This is a genomic window from Longispora urticae, from assembly GCF_053902585.1.
In genome coordinates, this window is the sequence record NZ_JAQZSH010000040.1 from 24,156 (window position 1) to 36,510 (window position 12,355).

Annotated in this window: 10 protein-coding genes; 5 read left to right on the top strand and 5 right to left on the bottom strand. The window is 77.0% G+C overall.

All coding sequences use genetic code 11. The features are described from left to right. Positions 1-46: 46 nt before the first annotated feature. Positions 47-682 carry a hypothetical protein gene (locus PT931_RS26845; RefSeq protein WP_456248484.1) on the bottom strand — a complete coding sequence of 212 codons (636 nt, stop codon included), beginning with the start codon at positions 680-682 and terminating at the stop codon, positions 47-49. A 142-nt stretch (positions 683-824) separates the two neighbouring features. Here PT931_RS26845 and PT931_RS26850 point away from each other — a divergent pair, with 142 nt between their 5' ends. Then, complete coding sequence (locus tag PT931_RS26850; protein ID WP_456248485.1) at positions 825-1,670, top strand: trypsin-like serine peptidase; 846 nt, start codon at positions 825-827, stop codon at positions 1,668-1,670. A 116-nt stretch (positions 1,671-1,786) separates the two neighbouring features. After that, positions 1,787-3,106 (top strand): helix-turn-helix domain-containing protein, encoded by a 1,320-nt coding sequence (locus PT931_RS26855; protein ID WP_456248486.1) that lies wholly within the window; start codon positions 1,787-1,789, stop codon positions 3,104-3,106. 49 nt (positions 3,107-3,155) lie between these two features. On the opposite strand, the gene PT931_RS26860 is transcribed toward PT931_RS26855, so the two are convergent. Next, on the bottom strand, positions 3,156-3,959 hold the full coding sequence (locus PT931_RS26860; protein WP_456248487.1) for a S1 family peptidase: 804 nt from the start codon (positions 3,957-3,959) through the stop codon (positions 3,156-3,158). 112 nt (positions 3,960-4,071) lie between these two features. On the opposite strand from PT931_RS26860, the gene PT931_RS26865 reads away from it, so the two are divergent. Beyond that, positions 4,072-6,915: a BTAD domain-containing putative transcriptional regulator gene (locus PT931_RS26865; protein ID WP_456248488.1), complete on the top strand. Its 2,844-nt coding sequence runs from the start codon at positions 4,072-4,074 to the stop codon at positions 6,913-6,915. Between the two features lie 261 nt (positions 6,916-7,176). Here PT931_RS26865 and PT931_RS26870 read toward each other — a convergent pair whose 3' ends face one another. Then, positions 7,177-7,407, bottom strand: a complete 231-nt coding sequence (locus PT931_RS26870; RefSeq protein WP_456248489.1) for a hypothetical protein — start codon at positions 7,405-7,407, stop codon at positions 7,177-7,179. Between the two features lie 99 nt (positions 7,408-7,506). Here PT931_RS26870 and PT931_RS26875 point away from each other — a divergent pair, with 99 nt between their 5' ends. Both PT931_RS26875 and PT931_RS26880 read left to right on the top strand, forming a co-directional pair. Continuing rightward, a complete protein-coding gene (locus tag PT931_RS26875) occupies positions 7,507-9,183 on the top strand; it encodes a BTAD domain-containing putative transcriptional regulator (protein ID WP_456248490.1) in 1,677 nt (558 codons plus the stop codon). A gap of 91 nt (positions 9,184-9,274) precedes the next feature. After that, positions 9,275-10,300, top strand: a complete 1,026-nt coding sequence (locus PT931_RS26880; protein ID WP_456248491.1) for a hypothetical protein — start codon at positions 9,275-9,277, stop codon at positions 10,298-10,300. A gap of 13 nt (positions 10,301-10,313) precedes the next feature. Here PT931_RS26880 and PT931_RS26885 read toward each other — a convergent pair whose 3' ends face one another. Both PT931_RS26885 and PT931_RS26890 read right to left on the bottom strand, forming a co-directional pair. Further along, positions 10,314-11,453: an MFS transporter gene (locus PT931_RS26885; RefSeq protein WP_456248492.1), complete on the bottom strand. Its 1,140-nt coding sequence runs from the start codon at positions 11,451-11,453 to the stop codon at positions 10,314-10,316. Further along, positions 11,450-12,355 (bottom strand): family 3 encapsulin nanocompartment shell protein, encoded by a 906-nt coding sequence (locus tag PT931_RS26890; protein ID WP_456248493.1) that lies wholly within the window; start codon positions 12,353-12,355, stop codon positions 11,450-11,452. Before PT931_RS26890 ends, PT931_RS26885 begins: the two co-directional genes overlap by 4 nt.

The following is a 12,355-nucleotide window of genomic DNA, read 5'->3' on the forward strand; positions in this document are numbered from 1 at the left end:
GGCGGGCGGCGGCAGGAGACCCGACGGTGCCCGAAGCCGGCGGCCGTCAGGGGCGCGGGGTCCGCAGTGCCGGGTCCAGCACCTCGGACGGGTCCCAGCCGGGTTCCTCCCCGTCGCCGTCCACGGTCGCGTCGAAGTAGGCCCGCTCCACCGGCCCCAGTTCCTCGACCAGGGCCGCCATCGGGTACGAGTCGGTGAAGCGGGCACCGTGCGCGTCGACCAGCAGCACGGCCAACGGCGGGTCCCCCGGAACCGGCAGGCCGGGGTAGACCATGCCGCCCCAGTACAGCACCGGGGCGACCACTCCCCCGGCCATGTATCCGGACGCGCCGGCCAGCATCAGCAGGTCGGCCTGGGTCTCGGCGACGTCGCCGTAGTAGTCGTACAGGTAGACCTCGAGCGCGCCGTCGTGGTGGCGGGCCAGGGTCTGGCCGGCGGCGGCCCGGGCGGTGAGGCGGTCGAGCGGGGTCCTGGCCCACTCGGCCCGGTAGTGCGCCCGCGCCTCCGGGTGCGCCCCGGTCAGCTCCCAGTCGGCCGGTTCGCCGTCGTTGGCCCAGCCGGCCCACATCGCGTCGGGGTTGGCGATGACGGCCACGCCCGGCGGGGTGGCCCGCAGCCACGCGTCGAAGCCGGACCTCGGCATCGGAATCCTCGCCGACACCATGAACGAACGGGCACCCATGGACAGCATGGTAACGCCCCTCGGAAGCGGGCCGGTTGTTGACAGGACTTGACGGCTCGGCGCCCCTGCCGCCCGAGGACCCTCCGGCGCATACCTTGTGCGAGGAAAGGCACAACCTCTCTCGGGAAAGCAGGCACCCCTCATGTCTCCTTCCATCCTCCGGCGCTCGCTCACGGGCGCCGGTACGGTCGCCACCGTGCTCCTCACCTCGGCGCTGTGCGTCACGTCCGGCGCGGCGGCCAGCACCTCCACCGGTGACGTCCTCGACTACTGGACCGCCTCGCGGATGGCCGCGGCCACCGCGTCCGACGCTCCCACCCGGACGGCCCCGGCCGACGCGGCACCGGCCGTGCTCGCCGAACTGACCCGCGCGCCGCGCCCCTACACCGACGCCGGGACCCGGGTGCACGGCAAGGTGTTCTACACCCAGAGCGGCGGCCGGAACAGCTGGTGCTCGGCGTCCGTGGTCACCGCGCCCAACCGGAGCCTGGTGTGGTCGGCGGCGCACTGCCTGTCCGGTACCACCAATGTGCTGTTCGTGCCCGCCTACAACTCCGCCGGCACCGGCGACGCCCCCTACGGCCGGTGGCCGGCCCGCCGGGTGGTCACCAGCGGCAACGACCACGCCGTCGTCGTCGTGTCCCAGGTCGGCGGCCGGTATCTCCAGGACGTGGTCGGCGCCAACGGGATCCGGTTCACGGGCCCGGTCAACGGCCGCACCACGATCTGGGGGTACCCGGCGGCGCGGATCTGGACCGGCCGCGACCTGACCTACTGCCACCAGCCGACCCGCCCCGACGGCGGCGGCACCACCACGGCCTGCGACACCGAGGGCGGCAGCAGCGGCGGCGGGTACGTGACCGGCAACACCACCCCGACCGGCCTGGGCTACCTGTGGGCCAACCACACGGCCGGTTCCGGGGCGACCGCCTACGGTTCGGTGTTCGGCACCACCGCGAAGCGGCTCTACGACGCCAACAGCTCCTGACCCGACGGCGGGTGGCGGCCGGGCCGGGCCGCCACCCGCGTGCCAACCTGTCGGCCGCCGGCCCGCTCCGGGTCGACAATGGTGTGTCCTGCCCGTCGGCGCGCGGTGGAGGAGTCATGGACGCCGAGGCGACCGAGGTGGAGCGGGCCCGGTTCGGCGCCCGGCTGCGGTACTGGCGCACCGTGGCCGGTCTCACCCAGGCCCAGCTCGGCAAGCTCCTCGGCTACCACCACTCCTACCTCTGCAAGGTGGAACGCGGCCAGCGCTGGCCGCCGGGTTCCCTGCCCCGGCGGGCGGACGACCTCCTGGCCACCGGCGGGGAACTCGACGCCCTGTGGTGGGCCATCGGCCACGATCCGCCGCCGGGCCCGCTCCCGGCACCGGGCCCCGACGTGCCGGGCACCTCCGGGCGCGGCCACCGGTTCCCCACCCTCGGGATCACCTGTCCCCTGCACGGCCTCGCGGGCTGCACGGCCAGCGTCGACCCCGCCACGGTGCGCCGCCCGGCCATCCGCGTGGACCCGGCCGCCGTGCACACCTACACCGCACTGCTGGCCACCTACACCCAAGCCGACCTGGAGAGCACCTCGACGGGTACCGGGGCCCGCGTCGAGGAGTCCCTGCACGCCATGACGCACGCCCTCCGGGCCGGCGGGCGGTTCACCGGGGCCCTGCTGGCCCTGTGCGCGCACTACGCCCAGCTCGCCGGCTGGCTGCGGGTCGAGCGCGGCCAGTACGGACTGGGCATGGCCTGGTTGCACCGCGGGCTCGACTGGGCCCGGGCCAGCGGCAACATCGTGGCCGGGTGCGAGATCCTCGGCCGGATGAGCACCATCGCCCGGCTGGAGGACGATCCCCGGCGCGCCCTCGACTACGCCCGGGCGGCGGGCGCCGTCGGGCGTCGGCACCGCTGGCCGGCCGTCTGGTCCGCGCTCCTGGCGGCCCGGGCCCACGCGCTGCTCGGCGACGGGCGCGCGTTCGACCACCACCTGCGGCACGCCCGCGTCCTGCTCGACCGGCTGGGCGACCTCGACCGGATCCACGCGCCGTGGCTGCACGGGGCGGAGGGGGCCGCGTTCGTCGACGCCTTCGCCTCCGGTGGGCTCCGCGACCTCGCCGCCGCGAGCGGTGACCGCCGGCTCGCGGTGCGGGCCGCCGACTCGGCGCGGTCCGCGCTCGCCTTCTACCTTCCGGCGCGGATGCGCCTGTCCCACGTCCTGCTCGTCCTGCGCCTCGCCGACACCTACGCCTGCGCGCGCGACCCCGAGGCGGCCGTGGCCACCGCGACCGGGGTCCTCCACACGGTGACCTCGGCGCGCGAGACCCTCGTCCACCGCGAACTGGCCGGGCTGCGGGCCCGGTTGCACCACGACTGGGCCGACACGGCAGGGGTCCGCGACTTCGACCGGCAGCTCCGGGCCCGCTCCGGTCGGTGAGGCGGGCGGACGCCCTGGGGGGTGGCATCCGCCCGCCGCCGTGCCGGCGCTAGGCCAGCGGTCCGGTGACGCTCTCGATCCACGTGCGGTGCGTGGTCACGTCGGTGTAGATGCCCAGGCCGCTGGAGCAGTCCGGGAACTGCACGGGGCCGTTCGGGTCCTGCGGGAGCACCTCGACGCGGCTGAACGCGCCGTTGAGCCGCCAGACGCCGCCGACCTTGCGGAGCAGCGGGCCGCCGGAGTCCCCGAAGCAGGCGCCCTGGTGGGTGTCCGGGTTGCCGGTGCAGATCTCGTTGGCCGTGTTGATCGGGGCCTCGACGTTGGTGCACAGCGCCGGGTCGCGGAACCCGGTGTCGAGCTGCTTGAGGGTGGTGGTCCGGCCGTCGTCGCCGCAGAAGGTGCCGACCGTGGTGCAGCCCCAGCCGATCAGCCGGGCGTCCCCGCCGACGGGCTGGCGGGTGTCGAGCTTGACCGGGGTGTTGGTGACCGGGCGGTCGAGGCGGATCAGCGCGACGTCGTTGGCCTGCGCGCCGCCCTGCGGGTGCGTGACGATCTGGGTGGGGGTGCGGACCTGGCCGCCGGTGTCGGTGTAGCGGCTGCCGATCCGCAGCCGGATCGCGCCCGGCTCCTTGCCCGCGACGCAGTGCCACGCGGTCACGACCCAGTTGGCGGAGATCAGGCTGCCGCCGCAGAAGTGCGGCGCCTCGGTGCGGGCGGGATCCTGGAGGGAGACCATGAAGGAGTACGCGCTGGGCGCGTACTGGCCGCCGACGATGGCCATCGACGTGCCCGGGGTGGAGGCGAGGATGACGGCGGCGGCGGCAGCCGCGAAGCCAATGCGCAGAAGTCTCAAGACACGTGCCTTTCGTGGGGACCGCGGGTCCGGTTCGGACCCGATGTGACCAGCCTCGCCAGCGGCGCTAACGGCCGGCTGGTCCGGCGCTAACGCGGCTACCCTCGGGCTGGTGACCACGGGGATGGACGACACGTTGCGGTTCACGGTGCTCGGCCGGCTGGCCGCGCGCCGGGCCGGCCGGGAGTTCGACCTCGGGGCCCCCGGCCCCCGGACGCTGCTCGGGCACCTGCTGCTGCGCGCGAACGTGGTGGTCCGCCCCGCCGAGCTGTTCGACGTGCTGTGGGGCCCGGCGCCGCCGGCGACCGCCGGAAACGTGGTGCAGGCCTATGTCGGCAGGCTGCGCCGGGTGCTGGAGCCGGGCCGGGCGCCCCGGGGCACGGCCAGGGTGCTGGCGTTCACCGACGGCGGTTACCTGCTGCGGGTCGCCCCCGGGCAGTTGGACCTGGACGAGTTCCACGCCGACCTGGCCCTCGGCCGGGGGCTGCTCGGCGGCGGGGACCTGCCCGGGGCCGCCGACGCGTTCCGCCGGGCCCTGGACCGGTGGACCGGGCCGGCCCTGGCCGGGCTGCCCGACGGGCCGCAGCTGGGCCGGGAGCGGGCCCGGTTGGAGGAGAGCCGGGTGCAGGCGTTCGAGGAGCTGGCGGCCGTGGAGCTGGCGTTGGGCCGGCCGGCCGGGGTGATCGCGCAGCTCACCGAGCTGACCGCCGGGCACCCGACCCGGGAGCGGCTGTGCGAGCTGCTGATGACCGCGTTGTGCCAGGCCGGCCGGCCCGCCGACGCGCTGACCGCCTACCACGGGCTGCGGCACAGCCTGGTGGGGTTGACCGGGCTGGATCCGGGGCCCGCGGTGCAGCGGCTGCACCAGCGGATCCTGACGGGCGCGGAGCCGGGCGCCGGGCCGGGCGCCGGGCCGGGCACCGGGCCCGAGCCGGCCCCCACCGCGCCCGCGCAGCTGCCGCTCGGCCCGGTCGGGTTCACCGGCCGGGTCGCGGAGCTGGCCGCCGTGGACCGGCTGGGATCGGGCGGCCTGACGGTGGCCGCCGTGACCGGGCCGGCGGGGGTGGGCAAGAGCGCCCTGGCCCTGCACTGGGCGCGGCGGGCCGCCGGCCGCTATCCCGACGGGCAGCTGTTCGCGGACCTGCGCGGGTTCGACGAGGCCGCGCCGGTGTGCCCGGAGCAGCTGCTCGGGGAGTTCCTGGCCGGGCTGGGGGTGCCCGCCGACGCGATCCCCGCCGGTGGTCCGGCCCGCGCGGCGCTGTACCGCTCGGTGCTCGCCGCCCGCCGGGTGCTCGTGGTCCTCGACAACGCGAGGGATTCCGCGCAGGTCAGACCCTTCCTGCCGGGTACGCCGTCCTGCGCGCTCGTGGTGACCAGCCGCAACCGGCTCGACTCGCTGACCGTGCGGGAGGGCGCGCTGCCGGTCCGGCTCGGGGTGCTGGGCGCGGCCGAGGCGGAGGCCCTGCTGGCCGCGGGCGTGGGTGCCGACCGGGTGGCGGCCGAGCCCGGGGCGGCCCGCGAGCTGGCCGTACTGTGCGACGGGCTGCCGTTGGCCCTGCGGATCGCGGCCTGCCGGCTGGCCGAGCACCCGGGCCGGCCGATCAGCGCCGCCGTGGCCGAACTCGACGACGAACGCCGCCGGCTGGCCGCGCTGTCCGCCGAGGACGTCGGGGTGTCCGCCGCCCTGGCGTTGACCTACCGGGCGTTGCCCGCCGGGCAGGCCGGACTGCTGCGGCTGCTGGGCCTGCACCGGGGCGCCGCCGTGGACGCCCATGCCGCCGCCGCGCTCGCCGGGTGCGAACCGGCCGGGGCCGCCGGGCTGCTCGCGGGGCTGGCCGGCACCCACCTCACGACCGAGTCCGCGCCCGGCCGGCACGCCCGGCACGACCTGATCCGGCTGTACTCCCGGCAGCTGGCCGAGACGGAGGTGCCCGCCGCCGAGCGGTCCGCAGCCGCCGCCCGGCTCCTGGACTACTACCTCGACACCCTGGTGCACACCCGGCCGTACTGGAACCCGGGCACGCCCGCGCCGCCCGGGCTGCGGGTGACGTTCCCGCCGGTCCGGCCGCGCCGGTTCGCCGACCGGGCGGCGATGACCGCGTGGTTCGAGGAGGAGGACCTGACCTCGGCGGTGGAGACCGCCGCCGCGCTGGGCGAGCACCAACGCTGCTGGTGGCTGGCCCGCGAGCTGTGGCCGTACTACTACGGCCGGCGCACGCACGCCGAGTGGGCGCACGCCCTGCGCCTGGGTCTGGCGTCCGCGCTGGCCGTGGGCGCCGAACGCGGCGAGATGGTGATGCGCGCACACCTGGCCACCGCGCTCGGCCTGGGCGGCGACCCCGAGGCTGCCGTGGAGCAGCACACCCTGGCGGTGGCGATCGCCGAACGGCTCGGCGACCGGCTCAGCGCCGCCTCGATGCGGGTCAACCTGGGCGCGGCGCACGCGCTCACCGGGGGCCTGGACCTGGCCGTCGAGCACTACCGGTCGGCGGCGGCGACCGCGCACGCCCTCGGGGCCGGGGCCCTGGCGGCCCGCTGCCTGGCCAACATGGCCGAGCTGGCGCTGCGGCGGGGCGATCCGGCGGCGGCGCTGCGGCACGTGGACGAGGCCCTGGCGGCCGCGCCCTCCGACGCGGTCTGGGGCCAGCCCGCCGAACTGCTGCTCTACAAGGGGCAGGCGCACCGGGGCCTGGGCCGGCCCGAGGAGGCCGCGCACGCGCTCCGCCGGGCGGTGGCCACCGCCGGGGCCGGCGGGCAGCGGCACACCGAGGCCGAGGCACGCTTCGAGCTCGGCTCGGCGCTGCGGGAGGCCGACCCGGAGGCCGCCGGGGCCGAGTGGCGGGCGGCCCGGGCCCTGGCCGCCGGGATCGGCAGCCCGCTCACCGCCGCCCTGGACGCGCTGCTGACGCCCGGGGGCCGGCCGGCGCCGGGGTTCCACGACCCCGGCTTCGACTAGGTATCCGCGGCTCCACGCGCCGGTTCCCGCCCGGCCGAGCGTGGTCCGCGACCGCCGGGCCATCGTCGTCGGGCGACCCCGAGTCGGGTACCCGCGGCGGCCAGCGGTGGACAGTCGTCCCCCGGTCGCGCGGCTCCGGCCGAGCACCCCGGCGGGCATCGGACCAGGCGGGACACGCGCCGTGCGAGCGGTCCCGCCGTTGTCGCCGGGGTACCGGGACCGCCTCCGGTGCGGGCGCGCCCGGTACCCCCGTGGTGGTTGTTAGTGCTCTTCCTCGAACCAGCCGCAGTCGATCGTGATCGCGCCCGGGCCGCAGATGCCCATGGTCGGTTCCTCCGGCGTCGGCTGCGCCGGGCACTCACTGACCGTGAGCGCGCACATCACATCCCCGTCGGCCCGCGGCTCGCCCGGCGTGACCCCTGTCACCCCGATGACCAGCGCCGACAGCGCCACAACCCCTGCGAGCAGCACACCTACGCGTCGCTTGAACATTCTTGTCCCCCAACAATCCGTGTCCGTTGAAACCCGGAACAGCCTCCCCGGACTCAGCATGGAGGGGCGCACTGAACGCCCACTGAACGAGGGGGCGTCATGGAGTTCCGGCTACTCGGCCCGGTCGAGGCGCACGCCGCCGGCGGGGCCGTGCCGGTGCCCGCCGGACAGGGCGCGGTGGTGCTCGCCGCCCTGCTGCTGGCCGACAACCGGGCGGTGTCCGTCGACCACCTGCTGGAGGCGGTGTGGGGCGGCGCACCGCCCCGGCACGCCCGCACCGCCCTGCAGGGGCACGTGTCCCGGTTGCGCCGCCTCCTCGACGGCCTCGACGCCGGCCGGTGCGGGGTCGGGCTGCACACCCGGCCGGCCGGCTACCTGTTGACCGTCGGGCCGGATCTCGTCGACGCGCACCGGTTCGAGCGGCTCACCGCGACGGCCCGGGTCCGCGACGACGAGGCCGCGATCGGGCTGCTCGACGAGGCCCTGGGGCTGTGGCGCGGGCCGGCGCTGCTCGGGGTGCCGCTGGCCCGGGAGGCCGCCCGGCTCGACGGGGCCCGGCTCGACGCGGTCGAACAGCTCGCCGACCTGCTGCTCCGCGCCGGGCGCGCCTCCGACGCCGCCGGGGTGCTGGAGCCGTGGGTGGCCGGCCATCCGCTCCGGGAGTCCCTGGTGGAACGGGGGATGCGGGCGCTGTGCGCCGGTGGGCGGCAGGCCGAGGCGATCGCGCTGTTCCACCGGACCCGGGAGGCGCTGTGCGAGGCGTTGGGGGTGGATCCGGGGGCGCGGCTGGTGTCGGTGTACACGGAGATCCTGCGGGGGGACGGCCGGGTGGTGGCTGAGGTGCCGGGCCGCGCCGCCGGGGTGGGGGGCGGCACCACCGGGGCCGGGGCCGGGGCTACTGAGCCGAGAGCAGGTGCCGGGGTCGGGGCCGCGTCCGGCCGAGCCGGGACCTCCGCCCAGGCCGGGGTCGGGGCCGTAGCCGGGGCCGGGGTCGGGGCCGGGGCCGGGGCCGGGGCAAGGGCGCGTGCCGCCGGCCCGTTCGGCGGGTTGCGGCTCCGGCTCGACGCGGGGCTGGCCGCGTTCGCCGACCGGGACCCCGCACAGGTCGGTGCCGCCTTCGACCGGGCCGAGCCCGAGCTGGCCCGGTTGGCCGCCGGACTGCTGGCCGCCGGGGATCCGGCCGGGGCCTGGCGGCTGGTGTCGGCGCTCGGCCGGCTGTACCACGACCGGGCCGAGCGGCCGGTGTGGGCCGCCGCGCTGCGGACCGGGCTGGCCGCGACCCGGGCGGCGGGCGACCGGCCCGGGGAACTCGCGGCCCGCCGGCAGCTGGGCGTGGCCCTCGCCGGGACGGACCCCGAGGAGGCGGCCACCTGTTTCCGGGCGGCCCTGGAACTGGCCCGGGAGCTGGGCGACCCCGACGGTGAGCGGTCCGCGTTGACCAACCTGGCGGCGCTGGCCCTGGGCCGGAGCGCCCCGGAACAGGCCCGGCGCTGGGCTTCGGCGGCAGTGGGCCTGGCCGGGAAATGCCGGGCGCCCGGCGGGCACGTGCTGGCGCTGGCCAACCTGGCGACCGCGAGCGCGGCCCTGGGCGCGGGGCTGGAGGCACGCCGGCACGCGGACAGCGCCCTGGCGGCGGCGGAGGGCTCGCCCCGGCTGCGCGCGGTGGCGTTGGCGGCCCGGGCGCACGTGCTGGGCGCGGACGACGACCGGGTGGGCGCGGTGCCGGCGGCCCGGGAGATCGGGGACCGGTACCCGGCACGGCGGTGGGCCGGATAGCGGAGCACCGTCCACCATGGCGGTGGTGGCCGGCCCGCTGGGCACCGCGCCGGGTCCGCCGCTGACCGGTTCCGACCGATATGGTGGCGGGATGCGCAGACTTCGGCGGTGGTCGATCCGGTGTTGGGCCATCGGGGTGCCGGTGCTGCTGGCCGCGGCGGGCTGCGGCACGGAGCCGGCCGCGCCCGACTGGCGGCCGGTGGACCTGCCCGCCACCGGCACGGCGACGGTCAGCGAGATCGCCCGGTGCGCGGACGGCTGGTACGCGGTCGGGGCCGTCGACGGTCACCCGGCCGCGTGGCGCTCGGCGGACGGCCGCGGATTCACGGTGGTGCCGGTGACGCCACGGTCGGCGTACGGGCCGGAGCACGAGCTGGTGTCCGTGGCGTGCGCGGCCGGCCGGCTGACGGCGCTGGGCGTCGCGCACGGCGGGGCGCACGGCAACCGGCGCAGCGGCACCTGGTCCCTGCGCGACGGCGTCCTCGTCGAGCAGGTGGCCCCGCCGGAGCTGTACGGCGGCCCGCGCGACGCCGGCCTGGCCCGGGTCGCGGCCGGCCCGGCGGGTTTCCTGGTCAGCGGTAACCATCCGGGCTCGACGGGCTGGGTGTCGGCCGACGGCGGGGAGTTCCGGCCCGGGTACGCCGACGAGAACCTGCGCGCGTACGACGGCGCGGTGACCACGGCCGGCTTCGTCCTGGTCGGCGACCGGGTATGGCGTTCCGCCGACGGTGCCCGGTGGAGCGTCGAGACCCCGGGGCTGACCCTGCACCGGGCCGCGACCGCCGACGGGGAGCTGCTGGCGGCCGGGCCGTCGGGTCGGCGGTTCGAACTGTGGGGCGGGCCGGGCTGGCGGCGGCTGGTCCGGTTCGGGGACACGGCCGGGACGACTCCGCCGCACGTCGTCGGGCTCGCGCCCGGCCCGGGTGGCGCGTACGCGGCGGTGGCCTCCGGTACCCGTCTGGGGCTGTGGTTGTGTCAGGGCGACGCTGCCCGGTCGGTGCCGCTGCCGGTCGCCCCGGCGCATGTGCCCGGCGCCCGGCTGGTGCTCGCGACCGGCGACGGGCAGGTCGTGGTGGGCGCGGGGGACGGGCGGCTGTGGTTCGCGCAGACGCGGTGAGGCCGCGCGTCCGCTATGTCTCCGCGGGCGTGGGGGCGGCCCGCCGCCCCGCCAGGGACAGCGCCGCCGAGCCCAGCGCGCACCCGGCCATCACGTAGAAGATCGCCGGATAGCCGGCCAGCCCCGCGATCCAGCCGGCCAGGGGCCCGCCCACGGCCAGGCCGACGTCCCAGAACGAGGTGAACGCGCCGAGCGCCACCCCGTGCCGGGACGGGTCGGTCCGGTTGAGCACGACCAGGGCCAGCGCCGGGAACAGCAGCGACAGGCCCGCGCCCATCACCAGGCCGCCGACGATCGCGACCGCCAGGTTCGGGGCCGCGCCGACCAGGACCAGGCCGACCGCCTCGGTCAGCGCGGACCACAGGGCGACCCGGCCGGCGCCGAGCCGGTCGGGCAGGTTGCCGATGAACAGCCGGACGCCGACGTAGGTGACGCCGAACGCGTTGAACGCGGCGATGCCGCTGCCGATGTCGCGCCGGGCCAGGTGCAGGGCGACGAACGCGGCCAGTGCCGCGTAGCCGAACGCGGCCAGCGACAGGGCGACGCCGGGCAGGACGGCGCTGCCGGCGACCAGGCCGGTCCGGGGCGGTCCGGTGGGCCGTTCCGGGCTGGGCTTGGCCGCGACCAGCGCCAGCCCGCCGAGCGCGGCCGCCGCGGCGAACCAGCCGACCGCCGCGAAGCCCGCGTTGTCCAGGAGCAGCACGCCGACCAGGGCGCCGAGGGTGATGCCGAGCCACATGCAGATGCCGTACAGGCCGACGACCCGGCCGCGCCGTTCCAGCGGGGAGAGCGCGACCAGCCAGGTGGCGCCGGCGGTGTAGACGGTGCCCTCGCCGATCCCGTGCAGGATCCGCACGGCGGTGAGCGGCACGATGCCGCCGCCGAGCAGGTAGCCGAGGCTGGCCAGGACGCACAGCGCCACCCCGGCGAGCATCAGCGGTTTGTAGCCGTGCCGGTCGGCGAGCCGGCCCGCGATGGGCCGGGCGATGACCGCCGAGACCGCGATCGCCATGACGACGACCCCGATCTCGACGTCGGTGGCGTGCAGGTCGCGGCGCAGGTACAGCGGGAGCGCCCCGAGGGTCGCCCCGACGCCGAGCAGGCAGCAGAAGATGGCGCCGAACAGCGGTGCGAAGGGTTTGTAGAAGCTCATTGCCCGGTCCGGGGTCGTGGCGCGGAGGCGCTCAGCGGGGGCGTGAACGCTGCCGGCGGGGCCGCCGCGGCGGTCAGGTGCGCGGCCGACGCCGCCGGCTCGACGAGGAAGAAGTGGGTCGGCAGGTGCAGGGCGATGCCCTCGTGGATCTCGGCGCACACCGCGAGCCCGGGCTCGGCGAACGTACCGGCCGGCGGCTCGGCCACCCGGATCACGGACCGGCCGCCGTCGAGCAGCCGGGCGGCCATCGCGAAGTCCCCGACCAGCGCCCGGCCGCGTTCGACCATCCGGGTCCGGCTGATCAGGGTCCCGCCCCGGGCAAGGTCCTCCAGTACGCCGCTGCCGACCATGTGGAAGTAGTAGTCGTGCGGGTTGACGATCATCGCGTGCGCGGTGGCCCCGGTCTGTTCGATCTCGTTGCAGGCGGCCATCACGCCGGCCACGTAGTCCCCGTGGTAGGGCAGCCGGGCCACGTCCGGCCGGTCGAGCAGCGTGTAGGTCAGCGCCTGGTTCTCGGCGGTGGCGAGCCGGACCAGCAACCGGAAGTCGATGAACGCGGCGACGGCCTCCTCGTCGTCGGCGAGCTCGGCGGGCACCTGGACCCAGGCGGTGATCGGCTGCGTCCCGGCCTCGGCGACGCCGGACCGGAACGCCGCCTCCCTGCGCAGCCCGGACTCGTGCACCCTGGCCGCCTCGGCGGCGGTGGGCCGGCTCTCGGTCCAGAACCGGACCGGCCCGTCGGGCGCGGGCCGCTTGCGGAACAGGTTGCGGACCGTCACCCGCGGCCGGTCCTTGGTCGGCTGGAAGGCGTCGGTGATCGTGAAGTCGAAGGCCACCTCCGCCCGGTCGCCGTCCTTGGCGAAGGCCCGCGCGAACGCCTGCCCCGGTGTCAACTCGGACAT